At 50.1% G+C, this 21,698-nt stretch carries 16 protein-coding genes; 9 read left to right on the top strand and 7 right to left on the bottom strand.

Annotation, left to right across the window (positions count from 1 at the left end; all coding sequences use genetic code 11):
- Positions 1-181: 181 nt before the first annotated feature.
- Complete coding sequence (locus tag ACJJJB_RS16555; protein ID WP_445365178.1) at positions 182-781, top strand: hypothetical protein; 600 nt, start codon at positions 182-184, stop codon at positions 779-781.
- Between the two features lie 219 nt (positions 782-1,000).
- Positions 1,001-2,851, top strand: a complete 1,851-nt coding sequence (locus tag ACJJJB_RS16550) for an SLC13 family permease (RefSeq protein ID WP_445365177.1) — start codon at positions 1,001-1,003, stop codon at positions 2,849-2,851.
- Positions 2,852-2,870: 19 nt separating this feature from the next.
- Here the strand turns inward: ACJJJB_RS16550 and ACJJJB_RS16545 are convergent, their stop codons facing one another.
- On the bottom strand, positions 2,871-3,317 hold the full coding sequence (locus tag ACJJJB_RS16545; protein WP_245556713.1) for a CBS domain-containing protein: 447 nt from the start codon (positions 3,315-3,317) through the stop codon (positions 2,871-2,873).
- A 549-nt stretch (positions 3,318-3,866) separates the two neighbouring features.
- On the opposite strand from ACJJJB_RS16545, the gene ACJJJB_RS16540 reads away from it, so the two are divergent.
- Together ACJJJB_RS16540 and ACJJJB_RS16535 are read left to right on the top strand one after the other, a co-directional pair.
- A complete protein-coding gene (locus ACJJJB_RS16540) occupies positions 3,867-4,343 on the top strand; it encodes a DNA binding protein (protein WP_020414422.1) in 477 nt (158 codons plus the stop codon).
- Between the two features lie 176 nt (positions 4,344-4,519).
- Complete coding sequence (locus tag ACJJJB_RS16535) at positions 4,520-5,104, top strand: SixA phosphatase family protein (RefSeq protein WP_020414423.1); 585 nt, start codon at positions 4,520-4,522, stop codon at positions 5,102-5,104.
- A gap of 5 nt (positions 5,105-5,109) precedes the next feature.
- On the opposite strand, the gene cobB is transcribed toward ACJJJB_RS16535, so the two are convergent.
- The 3 genes from cobB to ACJJJB_RS16520 form a co-directional block, all read right to left on the bottom strand.
- On the bottom strand, positions 5,110-5,859 hold the full coding sequence (gene cobB / locus ACJJJB_RS16530; RefSeq protein WP_445366289.1) for a Sir2 family NAD+-dependent deacetylase: 750 nt from the start codon (positions 5,857-5,859) through the stop codon (positions 5,110-5,112).
- Positions 5,860-5,988: 129 nt separating this feature from the next.
- Positions 5,989-7,296 (bottom strand): NAD(P)/FAD-dependent oxidoreductase, encoded by a 1,308-nt coding sequence (locus tag ACJJJB_RS16525; protein WP_444902594.1) that lies wholly within the window; start codon positions 7,294-7,296, stop codon positions 5,989-5,991.
- Between the two features lie 128 nt (positions 7,297-7,424).
- Complete coding sequence (locus ACJJJB_RS16520; protein WP_444946096.1) at positions 7,425-9,719, bottom strand: slr1591 family oxidoreductase; 2,295 nt, start codon at positions 9,717-9,719, stop codon at positions 7,425-7,427.
- 252 nt (positions 9,720-9,971) lie between these two features.
- Here ACJJJB_RS16520 and ACJJJB_RS16515 point away from each other — a divergent pair, with 252 nt between their 5' ends.
- Positions 9,972-15,158: a DUF748 domain-containing protein gene (locus ACJJJB_RS16515; protein ID WP_444946097.1), complete on the top strand. Its 5,187-nt coding sequence runs from the start codon at positions 9,972-9,974 to the stop codon at positions 15,156-15,158.
- Positions 15,159-15,173: 15 nt separating this feature from the next.
- Here the strand turns inward: ACJJJB_RS16515 and ACJJJB_RS16510 are convergent, their stop codons facing one another.
- The gene (locus ACJJJB_RS16510; RefSeq protein WP_353375607.1) at positions 15,174-15,713 is read right to left on the bottom strand and encodes a carboxymuconolactone decarboxylase family protein; all 540 of its coding nucleotides are present in this window, start codon (positions 15,711-15,713) and stop codon (positions 15,174-15,176) included.
- A gap of 217 nt (positions 15,714-15,930) precedes the next feature.
- Here ACJJJB_RS16510 and ACJJJB_RS16505 point away from each other — a divergent pair, with 217 nt between their 5' ends.
- The 3 genes from ACJJJB_RS16505 to ACJJJB_RS16495 all read left to right on the top strand — a co-directional run bounded on the left by ACJJJB_RS16505 (position 15,931) and on the right by ACJJJB_RS16495 (position 17,576).
- Entirely contained in the window at positions 15,931-16,353 is a 423-nt protein-coding gene (locus ACJJJB_RS16505; protein ID WP_282952364.1) for a GFA family protein, read from the top strand.
- A 187-nt stretch (positions 16,354-16,540) separates the two neighbouring features.
- Positions 16,541-16,849: a hypothetical protein gene (locus ACJJJB_RS16500; RefSeq protein ID WP_020414430.1), complete on the top strand. Its 309-nt coding sequence runs from the start codon at positions 16,541-16,543 to the stop codon at positions 16,847-16,849.
- A gap of 34 nt (positions 16,850-16,883) precedes the next feature.
- Positions 16,884-17,576, top strand: a complete 693-nt coding sequence (locus tag ACJJJB_RS16495; protein ID WP_444946098.1) for a hypothetical protein — start codon at positions 16,884-16,886, stop codon at positions 17,574-17,576.
- A 108-nt stretch (positions 17,577-17,684) separates the two neighbouring features.
- On the opposite strand, the gene ACJJJB_RS16490 is transcribed toward ACJJJB_RS16495, so the two are convergent.
- Positions 17,685-18,491 (bottom strand): ABC transporter permease, encoded by an 807-nt coding sequence (locus tag ACJJJB_RS16490; protein ID WP_020414433.1) that lies wholly within the window; start codon positions 18,489-18,491, stop codon positions 17,685-17,687.
- Positions 18,488-19,093 (bottom strand): ABC transporter ATP-binding protein, encoded by a 606-nt coding sequence (locus ACJJJB_RS16485; protein WP_353375610.1) that lies wholly within the window; start codon positions 19,091-19,093, stop codon positions 18,488-18,490. Before ACJJJB_RS16485 ends, ACJJJB_RS16490 begins: the two co-directional genes overlap by 4 nt.
- Before the next feature lie 299 nt (positions 19,094-19,392).
- Here ACJJJB_RS16485 and parC point away from each other — a divergent pair, with 299 nt between their 5' ends.
- Positions 19,393-21,642, top strand: a complete 2,250-nt coding sequence (parC, locus tag ACJJJB_RS16480) for a DNA topoisomerase IV subunit A (RefSeq protein WP_445365176.1) — start codon at positions 19,393-19,395, stop codon at positions 21,640-21,642.
- Positions 21,643-21,698: the final 56 nt, after the last annotated feature.

Here is a 21,698-nt window from a genome sequence, read left to right as displayed (position 1 = left end):
GTGCATGAATTTCAGGAGGGAAAATTATTATTGATTTTCCTGGCTCCTGTTCAGAGTCAGCGTTGAATATTACCGGGGATGAATGTTTCTCCTGATTGCCAGTGGCATTTTCACTCAGCCTGAGTAGAAATTCAGTGTGTAATTTGGAAAAATATGCGCAACTCCAGGGAAAATGTAAGAAATGGCAAAAAAATATATCTACATTCCAGTTAACAGCGATGAAATGCAGGAATTTGCAAAAGATCTGGCCGGTGCCTGGAATATTCCTGCAAACCAGATCCTCGCCAATAAGGTGACTTCCGGAGTTGGCAAGGCTATGTACCGATGGGTGGATAAGTGTCTCAGTAAACTCACCTCAGCTGACACTCTTTACATAGTTACCCATGGCACAGGTGCACCCGATGGAAAGATGATTGGGGCCCAACGCAATAGTGGTAATAACAAACAAAAGAAAGTATACGTAAATGGTATGGCGCAATGGCAGGGTGGTGAGTGGAAAACCTATACGCCAACCCAATTGGCGAGCACTTTGGTCAAGGAAGGCTTACCGGCTAACTTCGTTAACCTGCATGTCTGTGCTTGTGGCTCTGGTTATGATGGTAAGGAGCTGAGGCCCTGGGCCCAACGCCTGCTCCAGCAGATGGTGAGCAGTCATAGGAGTCTTCAGGTAACAGGGTATACGGGTTGGTTTTCCTGCAGTACCAGCCGGGTCTGTATCAAAGTGGGTACAATCTTTTACCCGCTGGAGGAGCGCGCGGTCACTTTTTCCCTGGCGAATTAACGCATCGATGAATCAATAATTAATATCGCATAGGGATGTGTGATTACTTATCACTTCTATTTAAGGGTGAAGCTGACAGAGTTGCCTTTGGAAATAGCGGCACTGATTCTATCAGTGTTCTGACACTCAATTGCTCGCTCGATACTGTTCCTTGTATACCCTGAATAAGTCATCGCGACGAAATTCTCGCGAATGCTGTGTTCAGGACATACCTAATTTATGACTCTCGACCAGTTGCTTATTTTAGCCATCCTCGCGGTGACCATTGCGCTGTTTATTTGGGGCCCTTGGCGACACGATATGGTGGCACTGGCATCCCTGCTTGCCTGTGTGTTTACCGGCTTAATACCTGCTGAGAATGCCTTTAACGGATTTGGACATCCTGCGGTGGTGACTGTGGCCTGCGTGTTAATCATCAGCCGAGGCCTGCAAAACACCGGGGCAATGGATGCTCTGGCGCAGCGAGTGGTACCGCGTAGCGGCAATATCACCTTGGGTATTTTATTGCTTACCGGTCTCGGCGCATTTCTGTCGAGTTTTATGAATAACATTGGTGCCTTGGCGTTGCTGATGCCAGTGGCTGCCGATATGGCTGAGAAACAGAATATAGCTCCCGGCAAAATTCTGATGCCGCTCTCCTTCGCCACTATTCTCGGCGGTATGACTACCCTGATTGGCACCCCACCGAACCTGGTGGTATCGGGCTTTCGTGCCAGTGCAGGTGCTGGCAGTTACGGTATGTTTGATTTTACTCCGGTGGGCCTACTAGTGACGGTCGTTGGACTGCTGTTCATCGGTCTGATTGGTTGGCGCTTAGTACCGGGGCGCAGTCAGGCTGGAGCCTCCAGTTTTGACACAGGTACCTACCTTACCGAGGCGGTTGTAGGCGAAAAGAGTGCCGCTGCAGGTAAGAGCCTTCGCGAGATTGGAAAACTGCTTGGTGCTGAAGATGCTCAGGTTGTAGGGATTGTTCATAACGATGCCCGAGTTTCGCCAGCTACTCCTTGGCACCGAGCGCACAGCGGAGACATTCTGGTTATTGAGGCTGAACCCGAATCCCTTACGGCCAGCTTGTCGAGCCTCGGTCTCAAGATGGTGGGGGAATCGGAGAGTGTGCAGAAAGATAAAGAAGAATTGAAAGATAAAATGAGTCAAGCCACAGCTGGGCGTAAAGAGAAATCGGCAGAGAAGGAAAAAAACTCTAATCACCGTGAGGAAATGCAGCTGCGTGAGCTCGTGGTGATGCCCAACTCCCTTTTGGTTGGGCGCTCTATCCAATTCTTACATCTGTCTGCGCGCTACCAGATTCACCTGTTAGCTCTCTCCCGGCGGGGACGTCGCTCAGTGCGTAGGTTGCGCTCTACCCCGATACTGGCCGGAGATGCCCTGTTAATGATGGGGGCAGATGACAACTTGAATCATTTCGCCCGCGAGCAGGGCTGCGTCCCCCTGGCACAGCGGGATATCAGTATGCCGAATAAGGAAAAGTCAGCCATAGCACTAATTGCTATGGCACTGGCGGTTGGGGGAGCTGCTTTTGGTTTAATTCCCGCTGCGATCTCATTTGCTGCCTGCGTATTGGCGTTTATGGCATTGAAGGTTGTACCGTTACGAAATATTTATGAGTCCCTGGATGGCTCGGTAATCGTATTGCTGGGTACCCTGATTGCAGTAGCGGACGTGATAGAAACCACTGGTGCCGCAGACCTGTTAGCGCAGGTATTGCTGGATAATCTGGCCCAGGGCAGTGCGGTAGTGGCATTAGCGCTGATCTTGATTGTCACCATGACCCTGTCGGATTTTATGAACAATGTCGCGACTGCGGCGGTGATGTGCTCCATCGCCTTCAGCACTGCGGAGCAGCTGGCAGTAAACCCGGACAGTTTCCTGATGGCAGTGGCCATCGGCGCATCCTGTGCTTTTCTGACTCCGGTCGGACACCAGAACAATACATTAATCCTTGGACCGGGAGGATTTGATTTCGGTGACTACTGGCGCATGGGGCTGCCTCTGGAGATACTGGTCGTATTAGTCAGTATCCCCATGCTGTTGTGGGTCTGGCCCTTGTGAAATTGCTTTTTTACCGAAATCAGGCGATGGAATCGTCTACCGGCTGGGCTAACTCCGCCATGTAGTTACTGCAAAAACGCAATATATCGGTCACTGTCACAATACCCACCAGTTCTCCCTCGCGCATTACCAATACCGAGCCGATCCCGGTATCGGCCATGGCCAACAGGATTTTATCGAGAGGGTCGTGGATATCGGCGATAAAGGGGCGCCGTGCACAGAGGTCATGCACGTATAGCTGCTGCTCTTCCAGGCGATGGCCGGGTGCATTAGCGCGTTCTATATCTCCCCTGGAGATAACAGTTTCCAGTTCACCCGCTCGAGTAACTGGTAAATGGCGTACCTTGTGCTCCTCCATCACAGCCAAAGCGTCCTCGACAGTGGCATCGATATCAATGTGGTAGGGAAAGGGCGTCATTAATGCCGCAAGTGTGGGCATATGATGGATATTGTGGGGATTGGACATAGCTGACAATAAGTATCCAATAGTTTTTGGCAATGAACTCTATTGCAATGACCAGCATAGTAATTTGCAATTGGCGACTGCAGGTACAATATAGCCAATACAGGAACAGTTGAATATCCCTTCATTGAGGGAGATATCCCCGCCTTTGTTACTTTTTAGTAGCGATACGGGCGAAGATCCATATTATATTCAAATGACAGTGTGTAAACAGTTGATATTTATTGGCGAAAGCTTATTATTCGCGACCTCAGCCGAGAAATATAACCAGCCATTCGGGCATATCACCACTTTTGGCTGAACTCGGTTAGTTTTAAATAATGTATTTGCCGATTATATCTAGCGTTGGAGTCCACCTGCGCAGCGGTATCTACTTTTTTGTTTCGGCCCGTTCGTAATGTGTCGAATATTACAGTTCTTAACCGCACTCAATCGGTTAACGCTGTTGTTTACAAATTTTTATATTTCGAATACCCGGGACTCGACTCTGTGTCGATTGCCGTCACAGGGTTTCCTCTGTATTTTTTAATAACCGTCGTTGAGGTTTATTGAATGTTTCAGGAATACGAACAACTTGAACAACAAATCGCCGAACACCAGGCGAGAATCGAAGAGCTGCAGGAGCAAATGGCCCAGGCAGAACGTAAAAAAGATGGCGTAATCGCTTTCGATAAGGCGCTGGTTAATTTGGCTGCGGAATACCAGATGGAAGAGGAAGAGTTCTTCGTCGCCCGCGGTCAGCAAATTGTTGAATGGCTGGTTGGCCAGCTGGGTGATGAGGATGCTCAGGACTTTGTTCAGACTCTTAAGTCCCGTGTTGCCCGTCACCTGAAGAAAGAGGGAGATTCTCCCCGTCGCGGTCGTCGTGCAGCGCCCGCCAGTAAGTCTGCGGAGCCCAAGCTGGAAACCGGCCACTACCGCAACCCTTATACCGGTGCCACTGTGGAAAAGAAAAAGCGTAATCCGAAGGCTTTAAGCCAGTGGATCGATGAGTATGGATTGGACACTGTAAAAGAGTGGAAGATCTAATCTCTTTTTGATCGCTAGTCCGGTGCCGTTTTATTGGCACCGGATATCCTTCCCTATATATTTACTTTTCTTTACATATTGAGCGCATACTCCTGCGTTTTATCGCATTCCGATTTACTTGCTCTATCATTGCCTGCATAACGTCTTACTGAGTTATTGATAGGGAGTATTAATCCGTGTTGTCCCGTTTAACGGTTCGCTTTACTTGCGCACTCCTGGCCCTGTTTGGAATGGCGGCTTGGGCTGAGAGTGAAACTGCAATTACTGATAGCCAGGTTATCTATTTAGTGCGCCATGCTGAGAAGCAGCGGGGCCTGGAAAGTGGAATAAACCCGCACCTGACAGAAGCTGGGCGGCAGCGCGCCAAGCAGCTGGCACGCGTACTTGGCGAGGTGGGTATTGATGCGGTGTACAGTACTGACTATGTCCGTACCAAAGAGACCGCAGAGCCACTAGCTGCGGAGTTGGGCCTGCCGATTCAGACGTATAATCCCCGTAAACTGAAGGAATTTGCACGGCAATTCGATCAGGCCGGTAAGCGGGTGCTGGTTGTGGGTCACAGTAATACAACTCCAAAGCTGGTGGAGCTGTTGGGCGGTGATAAGGGGCGGCCAATCAGGGAGTTGGATGAGTACGATCGGCTTTATATCGTGATACGCAATCGCGGAGATGTGACAACTTTGTTACAGCGTTATGGTGCCGATAGTAGTGCTAAAGCTGAGCGTAAATCGAAAACTGAAGCAGCTGTGGAAGAACCGTAAGGATTTTAGCCCAATAGATCTCGTACAAAATAATCCACGACCTCAGAGGCGGGCCCATAGCGGTGCTCGGCAAAGGCATCGCCAACACTGCTGCGCTCCAAATTGAGTTCCACGCTGTGGGCACCTTCCTGGTTGGCACATTCCACAAAGCCCGCTGCGGGATAAACGTTGCCAGAGGTACCTATGCTGATAAATAGGTCGCACCGACTCAGGGCATCGTAAATGCTACGCATTTGAAGGGGCATCTCCCCAAACCAGACTACGTGGGGCCGCAAGGTGCCCCTCAGGGCGCAACAGTGGCAAAGGTCGCTTGTATCCAGGTCTGAGTCGATAGGAAACAGCTGGCCGCTAGTACTGCAACGCACTTTCAGAAGCTCCCCGTGCATGTGAATCAAATTGCTGCTACCGGCTCTTTCATGTAGATCATCAATATTCTGTGTGACCAGCAGGAATTCTCCTGAGAACTCTTGTTCTAGTCTTGCAAGTGCATGATGGGCGCTATTGGGGTTGATTTCACCCGATAGCAATTGACGGCGCCGCTCATTGTAAAAGCGCTGCACCAGGCGGGGATTACGCGCGAAGGCTTCCGGCGTAGCAACGTCTTCAATACGATGGTTTTCCCACAGGCCATCGGCTCCGCGGAAGGTGCGAATCCCGGATTCCGCTGAAACTCCGGCACCAGTCAGGACCACAATACTTTGATACTGCATATTTATCGGTTTTTTCTTATTCTCAGAATAGGTATGCGGCTGGATACTATGTCGATCGCAAAAAAATTACGCTACCAGCATGGGGGCAAGTGCCTATATTGAATTTCTTAAGGCGCACCCCTGCGCCTTGATAATTTACGAATCCCTGTGGTGAGTCAAATCAGAGTGTTTGGTCTAATGCAATTTTAGCCGTGGGCTGACCGCGCGATTGGCCTGGCCGACCAGATAGAGCAGCATGGCCTTTGGCCAGCCGTGAATCGCTGCCAAGTGCATCCGGTAGAGGGAGCGGTAGGCAAAACCGGCAATGCGCCCCTCTACGGTGAGGCTGCCTTTTACCAGGGCGCCCATCAGGTTACCTATCGCAGTGTACTTACTCAGGGAGACCAGTGAGCCGCGATCGCGATAGTAGAAATGTTCCAACGGTTTGTCTTCAATCAGGGCGACCAGATTGTCGGCAGTCAGAGTAGCCATCTGCTGTGCAGCCTGGGCGCGGGGTGGCACTCTTTGTTCATCTCCATCTATACAGCTGGCACAGTCTCCCATGGCGAATATTTTTGGATCGCTTTGGGTCTGCAGAGTGGTTGTCACTTCAATTTGGTTGAGGCGATTAGTGGCGAGGCCATCCAGGTGGGTGAGAAACTCGGGGGCTTTTACCCCGGCAGCCCAGACGCGGATCGTTGCAGGAATTTTCTCTCCGTCGCGGGTTGTCAGGTCCGTGGCGCTGGCGCTGGCGATATTGCAGCCAGTGAGCACACGCACTCCCATCTTTGCCAATTCCCGTTCGGCGTTATTGCCCAGCCGCGCGGGTAGTGCTGGTAGTAGGTGTGGGCCGGCTTCAATGACCGTTATCTCAATGGCATTGGAGCGAATGCGGCCGTAATTTCCCATTAACTTACTGGCATCTACCAGCTCTGCGGACAGCTCCACGCCGGTAGCACCGCCGCCGACGATAGCAATTTGCAGTTTTTCCTCGACATGGGTTTCCAAGCGCAAAAAATGATTGAGCAACTGTTGGTGGAATTTCTGTGCTTGCTCGCTGCTATCGAGGAACACACAGTGTTCGCGGACTCCCGGAGTACTGAAGTCATTACTCTGGCTGCCGATGCACAGCACCAGGTAGTCGTACTCCAGCTCCCGTGACGGCACCAGTTCGTCACCGTCGTCGTCCTTGACAGGGCCAAGTGTCAGCACTTGTCTTTTCCTGTCGAGGGACTCCAGTGCACCAAGTTGGAATTCATAACCGTTAGCGCGGGCATGAACCTGATAATTGAGCGCGTCCATATTGGCGTCAAGTGCGCCGGCAGCGACTTGGTGGAGCAGGGGTTTCCAGATATGGGTACGATTTTTATCGACCAGAGTTACTTGTACGGCGGGAGTTTTACGCCGTCGTGGCAGCCCCCGGGTAAAGTTGAAGTAGTGTCCGAGTCGTGTGGCCAGATGGAGGCCGCTGGCGCCTCCGCCAACAATCACGATTTTCTTCATGGTGATTGGTCTTCCTGTCGATTGCTAAAAAGCCGACTCCCCAATCTGTGAAGACCTATACGCCGGAATACTTGGTTGCCGGCGCTTGTTCTGGCGCCAGTATCTCTCTCATCGGTATTGGAGGCAACTTAAACCTGGCTTTGCACCGCCTCATTGTCGCGAGTTATCAGCTGGCGCCAGTTTCCTTCTCGTTGCAGGCGCACACTGGGCTTCACTCCATCAGTGTGGGTGATAACGCCAATGATTGCAGCCTGGCTGCAGCCGCTTTGTAGCAGGTCACGCACACAGGCCTCAGCGTGTTCCTGTGGTAAGGCGGAGAGCAGCCCACCACTGGTCTGTGGATCTGCGAGCAGTGCCCAGTGTGGAAGGGATTGCCACTCCTGAGGGTTTTCCACAGAAAGGTAGGCGCGTGCGTTCTGCGGTTGCAGACTGGAGAGCCAGCCGCGCTCGATACACTTAGCGGCACCCGGAATCAGCGGAAGTTGTTCGGCGATTAGTGTGGCGCCAAGCTTATCGGCGTCGAGCATTTCCAGCAGATGGCCGAGCAGGCCGAATCCTGTAACATCTGTTAAGGCGCGTGCGCTGTGCTGGGCAAGTACTTCGGCTGCGTTCGCATTGCTGAGCAGCATGCACTCCAGGGCCTTCTGCACCCAGCGCCCCTCAGCTTCACCCATACCCTCCGCTGCGAGAATTGTGCCTATGCCGAGGGGTTTGCTCAGCACCAGGCAATCTCCCTCGCGAGCTCCGCTTTTTTCCAGTAACTGCTCACGTTCCGCCAAGCCATTCACCGTGAGCCCTAACTGCATCTCCGCGCCTTCGGCAGTATGACCACCGGATAGGGTGCAATTGTGGCGGTTGAGTTCGTAAATGGCCCCGGCCAATAGTTGTTGTAAATCTCGTTGGGTAATTTCTGCTGCGGCGGTAGGCAGGGTTGCCAGCACTTGTGCACTGACGGGGCGCGCATGCATGGCGAACAAGTCTGAGAGTGCATGCAGTGTGGCAATTCGTCCAAACAACCAGGGGTCCGCCACCATAGACCTCAACTGGTCTGAGCTTTGGACCAGCAACTGGCCTGGGGGCAGGTCCATCACTGCGGCATCATCGCCCACGCCACGTAAAAGATATTCTGACTGCTGGGGGGGCAATTTCTGTAAGGCGCGGCGTAAAACTTCTGCGCCGACTTTGGCACCACAGCCGTTGCAGCGCATACCCGACAATGAGATGCCGTTGCGTTGGGTTAATACTTCACGGGGTTGGGCCTCAGGCATTTCCTCCATAGCAACGGGCAGGTCGCTAAAGCGCTGCATAAAAGTGCGATCAATATGGTCTTTCCAGCGCCATAGCAGGTCACCTGAGACGGCAATCCCATTGCGTACAGCGATGGCGCGTTTGCCGCCACAGGATAGCAAGCTCAGGAAGCTCTTTTGCGGGCGATAGCTCTTTAGCGGGTGACCAGTGAGAGTGGCGCGCAGGTTATGGAATAGAATTGGCCCCTGGCGAACGGCGTAGACGCCGGCTTTGGGCAGTGGCTCTGCTGAAAAGCTGGCCACATCACCACAAGCGAAAATTTCCTGTCGGCCCTGGGCACGCAGCCTGCGATCCACCAGCACAAAGCCCTTTTCATCCAGGGCAAGCTGTGAATCAGCCAACCATGGCGGTGCACAAGCATTAGTGGAGAGGAGTACCTGGTCGAGTTCCAGCAGGTCGCCGCATTTATTGCGTACGCCTTGTTCTGTAATCTCCTGAACAGGCCAGTTGTGATGCAGCTGTACTCCGAGACGGTCGAGTTCGCGCTCTGCAAGCTTGCGTGCAAGCAGTGGATAGCCTTGGGGGATTCTTTCCGTGGCGTGAATCAGGTGTACCTGCACACGCCCGGAATAAATTTGCTCCTCCAGTGCGTGGGCCATTGCCATGGCCAGTTCACAGCCACCAGCACCACCGCCGACAATGCCGAGTTTTAGCGGTGCCCGGGTCTTATGCACATGTTGTAAAAGTTTCTGCCAAAAAGGATAGAAGTGCCCGATGGGCTTGATTGGGATTGCTAACTCCGAACCCGGCAGCTCCCGTGCGGGAGTCGCGCCCACATCCAATGACAGTAGGTCATACTCCAGTGGCGGGCGCCCCAACAAGGAAATTTTACGTTCTTCGGGATCAATATGGTGCGCACAGGCCTGCACAAAGCGAGCCCCAGCCGCACGGCATAGCCGGATCAAATCTATATGGGTGTCATCCAATGAATAGTGGCCCGCTACCATACCAGGTAGCATGCCTGAATAGGCGGTTTGTACTTGTGGGGAAACCAGTGTTAGACGCGCGCCTGGTAGTGGGTTCATAGCCCACATTTGCAGCACTATGGCATGGGCGTGGCCACCGCCGACCAGAACGATATCCTGGTAATTTGGGTGCTCCTGCATTTCACTCATTGCTCACTTAATGGAATGGTCGCAGCGATATATAACCTGATCGCCTGCCAAATTCTTCCGCCGTGCAAATTCACTTCTGGATAAATAGTAGACAGCATGAGTTGAAGTGAGACCTATAGCACGACACCGGCTCCTATTATCGCGAATCGAAGCGCCAGGGTAAAAAAATACACAGGTGCTGGTCTTTACTTTATTGGCTTGGCTGTCGTTGCAGCTTGCGCTTAATTTATTTTTTGCGGCGCTATTTTCCCAATGCCACCAGAGCCCGTCCATCAATACACTAAGTTTCGCCATCTGCTTTGGTGGTTGGTTGGTGGCTTATTGCTACTGGAAGGCTTTTCTATCTTCGCCTCGGACTTCGTGCGAGATAAAACAGATGCCTGGCTGGCTGAGCGGGGCCTGGATTTTCATGCCGACTATTTCCGGGTGTCCCTACTAGATTTGTCTGTGCTGGCTGTAGGGGTGCGTGCTTCCAATCGTGAAGGAAGGGGGTTTGCCGCACGTGAAGTAACACTGGATTACAGCTGGTGGCAGTTGCTGCGCGGGCGAGCCCACTTACCACGCGCCTCGGTAAGTGGCGCCTACATGGATTTGCAATCCGTTCCCGGAGAAAAATACCGGGAATGGGAAGTGGGCGGCTGGGACTTGGGAGAGGTGAAGCGCAGGGATCGTGATTTTAAAATGGGTATCGGCTGGGCCAGGATACGCGATAGTGAACTCTGTTATCGCCACCGGCCTGTCTGGCCAACTGCGACCTGTGCCTATGTTGGCGATGCAAAAATAGAGGATTTTTTGCTGGGGCTGTGGCGCAAGGGAGATGTGCCCCTCAAGGTCAATATCGCAGCTACAGATATCCAATTAGAGGAATTGTTGGCCAGGGAAAAAAATTCGACACATTACAATACTACTTTGGCGCATCTGCACTTGAAGCAAGGAGATTTCCGTTGGCCAAGTTTGCGTACCGGAGCGGAATCCTTTCAAGCAGAGCTTTTTTCTGGCTGTCCGCCTCAGAAGTGGGCTGATGCAATTCGCGGCTTACAGCGCCTGGTTGGCCACTGCGCTGCTGCGCGTCGCCTCAATGTTGAAGGTGATCTTCGATTTGGGTTTGGCCGTGAAGGATTGGCACATTGGCGTTATGCGAGTGGGGAGGGCGTCTTACTCCGGCAGAGTAATCAGCGTTGGCAGGATTGGCGCGCTGGAACCATCACTATTCGTGACTTCGATTTTGTCCGCTCAATAAAGCGGATACATTGGCGCAGGGGCCGGGCTACTGCATTTGATTGGTGCCCTAAGCACCTGCGTGATAACAATCATCATTTTTGTATCCGCGCAACCACTTTGCAGGTGCCTGAACCAACCACTTTTGACTGGAGCCATCGACTTAAAATTACAACCGGAACCAGTGCTGCGCAGCAGTTGCGCTATCTCGATGTTGCTCAACCCCATCGCCAGCCTTTAACCGCTCAGCAAGCAGCATTGGGTTCATTGGAATTTGATGTCACCAGTCGCATCCTAGCTGTGGACAGCTTGGCGGTGGGAACTGCCAATGGTTGTGTCCCCGGCGATATGTGGAAAAAACCGGATCACTGCGTACGTTTGGTCGGTTTGCGGGCTAAGGAAAAAGCTGCCTTACGCTTCGGCTCTTCCCCACTAGAAATTCCCTGGGGCTTTGCCAGTGGACCATTATCTCTTGCTCAGCTCAAGCTGTCTGGACTCGGTGAAGAACAGCTGCAATTGCAAAAATTAAAGTGGCGTGGAATTGATACCTTGGGTGTCGACACACCTTATTCGATTCAGAATTTTTCCCTCGAGTCCCTTTCCGGTTGCATGTCGCGAGGATTGTTGCCTACGGGCTGGGAACCACTTTGTGCGCAACTGAATAGCCTGGATGGACGTGGGAATTTTGCCTGGCAAGGTGGTGAGGATGGTTATGCCATCTTTGGTAAGCTGGGAGTGCAACGGCTGTTATTGGGAGAATCTAGAGGAGGTAATAAGGGGCTTCTGCTGCAAAAATTCAGCACCGGTGAAGGGTATTTTCGCCGTGAACCTGTTGAGGACCCATGGGCCAATGCCTTTTCAGCTACGGAAGGCGCTGTGGGGCAAGAGGATTACGGTAAGGAAAAGGGGCGCCTTAGGGAATCGAAAACAGGGAGAGAGGCTCTGAGTATGGCATTGGCCAGTATTCGTGCCCCTAATTTCAAGCTACAGAGCAGCTCCCTCCTTCGATTGGATGGGTGTTTGCCCCCTGAATGGGCAAAATTGATTTACCGTTCGTCAGCAGCAGCGCAGGAAATGCCAGCCTGCTTTGATGTGCGCGACCTGCAACAAGAGCGCCCCCTTGTGCTGGCCTGGCTGGGGGGGGTGGATTTTGCCACTGCGGAGCTTTCTATTGGCCGCGCCACTGCAGCTACTGTACAGAACAGACCCCTGCTTAACCTGGCCGACCTTAACTTGCCATTGGCCAGGATTCGTATTGTTCCTGCTGATACGTTTAGCACTTATATTGCCTTACCCGAAAGCTCAGTCGGCCAGTTGCATGCCTGCCTGCCAGATTTAGAGAGTACTTTGACCCAAAAGCTGCGATGTGTGGAATTGCAAACAGTGCAACTCGGAGGGCACTTTAAACTGGAGGCTGGGCATGATCGGGTATCGGGTAATCTGGATGACAGCGATATTGAGCAACTGCAGCTTTTGGGAAGTGGCAATATTCCATTACTGGAAATCCAGAAACTATCCATACCTGAGCTGGAGTTTCTATGGTCTGGCAATAACACACAAGACTCTATGGTAGAAATGCAGGACTTATCCATAGAGTCGCTATTTGCCTGCTTGCCTAGCCATTTAAATTCCGCAGAACGATTGCCACATTGTGTGTTCAGTAAAGAAATATACTCAGTTGGTAGTAGCGGCTTATCTATTGGAGAGACAGAATTTACTTCTATAGGAACAGGAGAACCACTTTGGCAGCTCTCAAAGCTGTCCGTCGATAAAATCGCCTTCTCGCACAATACACTCGATCTGTACCATCTGGAAATTGATAACATTCTTATCTGTGGTTTGCACAGGCTATTACCTAGTGAGGCAAATAGGTTTCAGCTGGCTGATTGCATTGAAACTCCTCGATTGCGCTTCAATAGAGGACCGGTTCGTATTGGATTAAATGAAAATACAGCTCTTTTGGATTTTGGACCTATGCAAACTGCACCAGTTGCTTTTTGGCAAAAAGGGAATAATTACTTGCAGGCTGGCTTGCAACAGATGAGCTGGCAGCGCATGACCTGGGATGGTGATGGAGATTTTTCCGTTACGAATTTTCGCCTGGAAAATATCAGGGTCTGTTTACCTGACTCCGACAGGAAGGTAAATATTCATCTATTGAAACAGGCTAGCCCAGGGGATACGCGACGTTGCTATGGGCTCGACCAGCTCCTGATGCCTGGTGTGCAAAAAATATCACTCAGTAGACCATTTTCTCTAAAGGGTTCAATGGAGCTAAGTGGATTGTCTTTAGTGCGTAGAAATACTAAACCGATTAGGGTACCTAACTTGCAATTGGATAATATTTCCTTCGAGGGGAAATCACTGATACAAGTTGGCAACATAAGTGGTTGTCTTCCGGCAGGATTACTTAAAGACCGAAAGATAGCGCCTTGTTATCAGTTAGAACGGCTGAAACTTGGCAAAGTAGTAAGTAAAAATACGCTTTCCGGAAGAATATTTAAAGTCTTCGATATTAGTTCGGCAAATATACAGATGCATGCAGCAGGATTTTCGCAGGCACTACCGGAACAGCTGTTAAAAACAGAAAGTCTACGGGTGAGACAACTACGCTTCAGCTCTGGATCAGTGCATGTACAGCAGTTGCAATTGAATAATATTGCCAGTTGTATACCCAACGGCTATTTCGATGAGGGAGATCATTGTTTCAGGCTGGGGGATTTGGAGCTGGATGGAGGTTTTACAGCTGGACAGGGCCTGGAGTTCAATTTACTAAAGGCTAAAAAAGTTGATCTTTTTTCTCCCCAAGGTGAACTGCTAGTGGAGGGGGAGAGTATAACGCTTTCACAATTTGCGATCAGTGCTCAGGAGTGGCGATTTTCCTGGGGGGAAGCGGTTCATTTTCACTTTTTTAACAGGAATCCAGTTGAGCCAGAGTATCATCGACATAGCACAGTGGGGGACTTTAGATTACTGCATATTGAAGGATTTAGTTTCGATAGGCGTTATAAATTACTAAATGTAGAATTTATTGATTTTCTACAGCCGCGGTTTATTTTAGTGCGGGATGAGCGGGGTAGATTCCCAATAAAGCAAGAAATAGCTGAGCTAAGAGGGTTTAAAGGGGTAAACAGACTTTCTGTTGAGAGAGAAAAAAATGACCCCCTTTCCTACCATATAAGGGATGTTCATCTTCGACATGGCACTTTCACCTGGGTTGATCGGCAGGACGAGTTTCGAGCTCGGCTGCCCGTACGTGATATCAATCTAAATTTGAGCCATTTTAGTAATCTCGGCGAACACCCACCGGCAGTGTTGGTAGCGAATGGCAGGCCTGGTGGTTTTGGTGACATTCAACTGGGGGGAACTATCGATTACTTAGGGGAGAACATATGGGATGCTGATTTAACGGGGTATATGGAGAATGTAAATCTTATTCCGGCCACTCCCTATATGGCTAAGTTACTTGGTTATAAGATATTACAAGGACAAATGGACGCGGTGGTTAGCATTCATGTGCGGGAAAATCAATTGAATGCTTTTGCTGATGTTGAGCTAGAAAAAATCAAAGTGCGTCGTGTTCGTAAGGATGACCAGCTGCCCGTTAAATCAAAAATTATCCCATTAAATGTGGCTTTATGGTTGCTGAAAGATGGCCAGGGAAATGTGAAATTTGGAATGCCTGTAACCGGTAATATTCGAGATCCTAAGTTTTCTCTATCCTTTGTCTTCAGTGAATTACTGCAAAAAGCCATCTTCGATGCTTTGTTAAGCTACCTAACTCCCTATGGAATTTACCTGCTGGTTAAGTTGGCGTGGGGACGATTTATGGCAAAAGACTTTGATTCAATTGAGTTTGCTCCTGGCAGCTCAGAATTAAGTAGTTTGGCTATGGGGCAATTACAGCAAATGGTAACTGTACTGCATAAACATCCGAAGGCCCGCCCCGGAGTGTGCGGTATAGCTAATGCCAGAGACTGGAGCGCAATGTATCCTGAGTCTACCGTAGGCCTAAGAGGTAGCCGCCGTCTCCTTGCTGATTTTTACCATAACCCCCCTATTTTCTTGCGTGAAGAGTTTGAGAAGCTGGCACAAGAGCGTAGTCGAAAGGTTGAGCGATATCTTATTGATGCAGGCATTCCAGCGGCGGAATTGATCCCCTGCGCACCAGATTACAATGGAAGAGATTTTGGCCAGCCCAGAGTCGAGTTTTCAAATTAATCAAGATTTGTAAAATTACTTTGACTTGTTATCTTGATAGTAGCCTTGTTGCGCAATAAATTTACCTGCCTCTATATTACCTTGCTGTGATAAGGGTTCTATACCTGCGGCGGATACTAAGCGATTAACTAGAGAAAAGCAGGATACGACGAAGACAACATCTAATATTGTTTGCTCCTTCCATCCAGCACTAATAGCATCTGCAATATCTTCTTTCGAAATCGAATGAGCATTTTCAGCCACTTTCGCAGCGAAACTAAAAATTATTTGCAGCTTTTGGGGAAACTGAGTGATAACACCTGAAAGCGCAGCTTCTATAAGTTCATCTGCCTCTCCATATTCGCGTGCGACTTCTGCATGGGATAGATAGCAGTATCGACATCCATTCAAGGAGGAAATAAATACTGCTATTAATTCACGTTCTCCACGAGATAGTTCTGAGGGGCTTCTCATTGCTGCTTCAAATGTTTTTAATATTGATGGTCCTGCACCATGTAAGTGACTGAATATTTCCTGGGGGGAGGCTTCAGGTCTAAGATAGGAAAAGTGACTCATAATTTATGAAGCTCGCTGGAAGATATAACTAACTTTGGTTAGAACCAAGTCTCATAAATGAGAACTTATAGAGATCTTAGTGTGATCTTTAGTCCAGAAGTATTCATCGGAACCCTTGTGTGATTCCCTCCAAGCGTGTAGTTTTCTTTTGATGACAGTGTTTGCTGGCAAATACTGACACTGATAATAAAGTTGTTCATTACAGAGGGGATGTAATATGAGCGGTACTAATCAAGTACAAGGAAGTTGTCTGTGTGGTTCTGTTACCCTTAAGGCCTCGTTACCATCATCAAATTTGGGTGTCTGCCACTGCGGAATGTGTAAAAAGTGGGGTGGTGGTCCTTTGTTGGCGGTGGACTGCCAAACCAATGTTGAGATCTCTGGAGAGGAGCATATTTCCGTATTTGACTCCTCAGACTGGGCAGAGCGTGGCTTTTGCTCCAAATGTGGATCTCATCTTTTTTACCGTTTAAAAGAAACCCAGCAGTATTCAATACCAGCGGGAATTTTAAATCTACCTAAAGAAGTAAAAATGACTCATCAGATCTTTATCGATGAAAAGCCGGAATATTATGCTTTTGCCAATGAGACCAGGAATATCACGGGACTAGAGCTTGTGACTGAGTTTTCAGGAGAGTAAGTGCTCGCCAACTTTCTTGTTTTTATTTAAGGAGACTATTTGCTCCGCTTAAAGGTTATTATATGCCATTCATAGGTGCCGCCTTACTGGGGGTATCTTTCCCTGGCTTGGATGGATAATCAGAGAGTTGTCAACCGGGGAGCAGGTATTCTAATGACCGAGTAGTAATAGGGAGTAATAGGTCACCATGACAGAAACTCAAATTGTAGAAATTTTCCTGGCCAACCAGTGGTGGTCAATCATTGCACTTGTGGTGTGTGTGATCGGTGTTACCTTATGCTGGTTTGGGGGACTAATGGCAGCCCTTACAGCATTGGGTAACAAGCATTGGGTTTGGGGTATCATTACCATTTTCTTGGGTCCAATCACTGGTATTCCCTATGCGCTGCGCTATAAAGAGGCAGAATATGCACGCTCCTTGATGTTGAGAGGGGTTTGGATTTTGTTAGTTGGTTTGATTATAGCCGCTCTAGTTTTATTTTTAGGTCGGACATAAAAAGCTACGTGATTAATTTGAAAACGCTGGCTGTTTGCCAGCGTTAACGCCTTTTCCAGTCTTTTTTCATTTGTGTACTCCCGATGGGTTGCTGGAATTCCATGGGAAACTACAGCTAGTTGACTCAGGTACTAATTTTTCAGACAAGTATACCGATACCTTTCCTATTAAGACGGATGTTTTTGGTTACCTCGATCGAGTTAATGGCATCGAGCAGACTTATTTACATCCTGACCTTGAGAAACGGATTGGTCTTCGCATAAGTGCATTAGAGGCATTTCAAGAGAAACTGCTTCTTTTATCACGCATATTTGGGCCCGAAACCTATATGGCTATTGAATTTAGCACAGTCAAGGAACCAGCCTCAGGTAGTCTATTCAATGCTCCAGTTTTTTGGGGTTGGGGTACTGACTCTGCTTGTATTGCAGCTGGGGGAGCCTATTGGGGTAAAATTGAAAGTGTCGAATTTGGTTTTCCTATTTCTTACAATATTAGTGGTGAGTTTAAGCCCCTTGCTGAATTGACCTATGGTGGTGCCACTGTATTTCGGGAAGCAACTCCTGGCTTTGATATTATGAATAAAGATGGAAATATCGAAGTCGTGGGCGAATTTAATTCTTGGAATGTATGTCTTGGGATATTGTCGGGGATTCTCAGCTCACAGCAATCAGTAATACCCAGAAGGTTACCTTTCCAGAAAATTACCTTTCCAGAAGGTTACCTTTAAAGGGGCTTTAATATTTTGATAATAATTCAGACTCAATTAATACTCTAAATAAAGGTATTTTAATTTGTCTTGTAACACTTGCGCTGCTATTGAGTAACTTAGATTAAATCAAGGTGATTTTAACTCCTTTAATCTATCTATACATAACCTCTCTCTCTGATCAAAGAGATGTTTCGCACACATACCAACAGAGACAAAAGTACCAAACCCTGTACCAGCAGCAATAGTAAACATAATCAAAATTTGATATTTCACTGCGACTGTGGGGGATGTACCAGCTAGTATCTGCCCAGTCATCATACCTGGCAGAAATACAATGCCGGCTGCAGCCATCGAATTGATTGTTGGCATTAATCCCGCGCGCATTGCGTCTCTGCGAAATTCAATACTGGCTTGCCGCCAGGTTTCTCCCAGCATTAGGCGATTTTCAATAATATCGCTTGAGCGCCGCATACTTTCTGTTAGTCGATCCAGGCCCAGGGCAACGCCGGTCATGGTATTCCCAAGAAGCATTCCCAGGAGGGGAATAGAGTATTGAGGTTGGTACCAGGGCTGAGGACCGATTAGCACCACTAGACTCAGTATTGTGACGCTAAATGCGGAAACCAGCATGGATAAAGTGCCAATGGCAAAACTCCAGCCTCCACGCAGGCGATATTTTTGCCGTGAGACGACTTGTTGCCCGGCAAACAATAACATTGCCAATCCCAGCAGGCTGACCCATAACAGGGTGCCAACAGCGAACAGGGCTTCCAGTATGACTCCGACAAGCGCCAATTGAACTGCAGTGCGTACTGCCGCGACAATCAGTGGCTTGCCGAGCTGTAATCGTGCGATATGGGTGCAAATTGCCAGGGCAACCACCAGCGCCGCAGCCAGCGATAACTGCCACCAGGTCAGGTCGATCACACTCATTGTGATATCTCCCGCTCCACAAGATGGCTTCCCTGAATCTCAAAATGCCTGCTGCCCACTCGCTGTATCTGTTCTTTACTGTGGGCCACCCAGATTACCGGGTATTGATGTTTTTGAATCTTAGCAAGCAGCCACTTTTCTACTTTATTCGTGGTTTCTGCATCCAGATTGGCAGTGGGCTCATCCAGTAAAAGCGCACTTGGTTCATAGGAGAGAGCGCGAATAAGCGCCAAGCGCTGCTTTTCTCCCGAAGAGAGCCGGCTCACCTGCCACCCTGTGGCCTCTGCGGGAAACCCGAATACCTTTAAGGCTTCGTCCATCGGTTTATTAAAGTGTTCACCGACAGTCTCATACCACCAGGCACTCTGTGCCGGTACCAGCATGACTTGGCGACGCCACTGGTGGCCAGGTATTTTATTCTGTTCTTTGTCATCAAGAGATATCTTGCCATTATGGGGCTCTATATCAGCCACAGCTCTGAGTAGGCGGCTTTTACCGGAGCCGGAGGAGCCGGATAGGCAGATGACTTCTCCCGGCGGTACATCCAGCGCTATTTTTTCAAGTGAGCCGATACTCAGTGTCTCTAATTTTAGTTGAGGCATATCAGGGGTTACTTGCTAACTACTTTGTAGTTAGTGGTTTTAGTTTCCTGCCAGTATTCTAAAATGCTTATACACCTGTCGTGTGAATTTGACTCAGTGGTTTGTACTGCTTTGCTAGGTTAGCTGAGAAGTGGAAGCTAGTTCCTACTCCTACTCCTACTCCTACTCCTACTCCTACTCCTACTCCTACTCCTACTCCAGTTCCGCGATATATCTTTTTAACACTCATTGCTTCCCTTTGAACCTCCCGCTCCAGTCCGCCATAATCCGCTCCTTCCGAATCGAATAACGAGTGCTGTATGACCGACACCTCTGTCTATGAGGCCACAGAGCGCCTGCCGTTAAAGGAGTACACCGAGAAGGCGTATCTGGATTACTCCATGTATGTGATCCTGGATCGCGCCCTTCCGAATATCGGAGACGGCCTAAAGCCGGTGCAGCGGCGTATCGTCTATGCCATGAGCGAGCTGGGCCTGAAGAATACCGCCAAGTATAAGAAGTCCGCGCGTACGGTCGGCGATGTGATCGGTAAGTACCATCCCCACGGTGATAGTGCCGTGTATGAGGCAATGGTGTTAATGGCACAGCCGTTCAGTTACCGCTATCCATTGATCGACGGTCAGGGCAACTGGGGCTCGCCGGATGATCCCAAGTCCTTTGCCGCCATGCGTTACACCGAGTCGCGCATGGGTAAATATTCGGAAGTACTGTTGTCGGAATTGGGGCAGGGCACTGTCGATTGGCAGCCGAACTTTGACGGCACCATGGATGAACCCTGTGTTCTTCCGGCACGGGTGCCCAATATTCTATTGAACGGCACCACCGGTATTGCCGTGGGTATGGCTACAGATATTCCGCCGCACAACTTGCGCGAAGTGGTCAACGCGACTGTGGCGCTGCTGGAAAACCCCAAGTCCACAGTAGAAGAGCTGTGTGAGCATATTCTCGGCCCGGATATGCCCACTGAAGCAGAGATAATTACGCCGCGCGATGATATTCGTAAGATTTACACTTCCGGTCGCGGCTCTATCAAGATGCGCGCCCTATGGAGCAAGGAAGACGGCGATATCGTGATTACCGCGCTGCCCCACCAGGTGAGTGGTGCCAAGGTGCTGGAGCAGATTGCCCAGCAGATGCAGGCGAAGAAGCTGCCTATGGTGAATGACCTTCGCGATGAGTCGGATCACGAAAATCCCACGCGCCTGATAATTGTGCCGAAATCCAACCGGGTGGATATGGAATCGGTGATGAACCACCTGTTCGCCACCACCGATCTTGAGCGCAACTACCGCGTCAATATGAATATGATCGGTATCGATGGCCGCCCCCAGGTGAAGTCCCTCGATAAGATCCTGCGAGAGTGGTTGACTTTCCGGGCAACTACCACCCGCCGCCGCCTACAGTTCCGCCTGGACAAAGTTGAGAAACGCCTGCACCTGCTTGCCGGGCAGTTGATCGCCTTCCTCAATCTCGATGAGGTGATCGAAATTATCCGCACCAGCGATGAACCCAAACAGGAGTTGATGGAGAGTTTCGAGCTCACGGATATCCAGGCAGACTACATTCTCGACACCAAGCTGCGTCAGTTGGCGCGTCTGGAAGAGATGAAAATTCGTGGTGAGCAGGCTGAGCTGGAGAAAGAGCGTGATACTCTAACTAAAACTCTGGATAGCGAACGTCGCCTGAAGACGCTGATCAAGAAAGAGCTATTGGCGGCGGCCAAAGAATTTGGTGATGAGCGTCGTTCCCCCATCGTTGCCCGTGAAGAGTCCAAAGCGTTTAGCGAAGCGGAGTTACTGTCTTCCGATCCCATCACTGTTGTGGTTTCCGAAAAGGGTTGGATTCGCGCGGCCAAGGGCCATGAAATTGATGCGGCGGCATTGAGTTACAAGGCTGGGGATAGTCTCGGCTTCGCCGCACGAGGCAAGAGCAACCAGCCGGCGCTGTTACTTGATAGCACAGGGCGCAGCTATTCCATTGCCTCCCATACTCTACCGTCGGCGCGAGGGCAGGGCGAGCCGCTGAGCGGGCGAATCAATCCACCCTCCGGTGCCACCTTTGAGGGGCTGCTCATGGGGCCGGACGAACAACGGGTTTTACTGGCCTCCGATGCCGGCTATGGCTTTATTGCCAAGCTCTCGGATCTGCAGTCGCGCAATAAGGCAGGCAAGGCCATGCTGACCCTGCCCAAGGGCGCGCAGGTGCTGCCACCTCATTTACTGGAAAATCCACAGGAGGCCCTGCTGGCGGCAGTAACCTCGGAAGGACGTATGCTGGTATTCCCTGTCACTGAATTGCCTGAGTTGGCGAAGGGCAAGGGTAATAAGATTATCAATATCACCTCGGCCCGCGCAGCGAGCCGTGAGGAAGTTGTGGTGGGTGTTGCCGTGCTGGGGGGTAAGAGCCAGCTGGTTGTCCACGCTGGAAAGCGTCATACCAAGATTAAGATCGCAGAGATGGATCATTACCGCGGCGAGCGCGGTCGCCGTGGTAATAAGCTGCCACGGGGATTCCAGAAGGTCGATCGGATTGAGGTATTGGAAAAGTAAGCTGAAGTCCACCTGTGCTGGCAAAGGCGGTCATTCTGACCGCCTTTTTTATTGCT

Source organism: Microbulbifer variabilis, from assembly GCF_052468405.1.
This window is presented reverse-complemented; position numbering and strand designations above follow the sequence as displayed.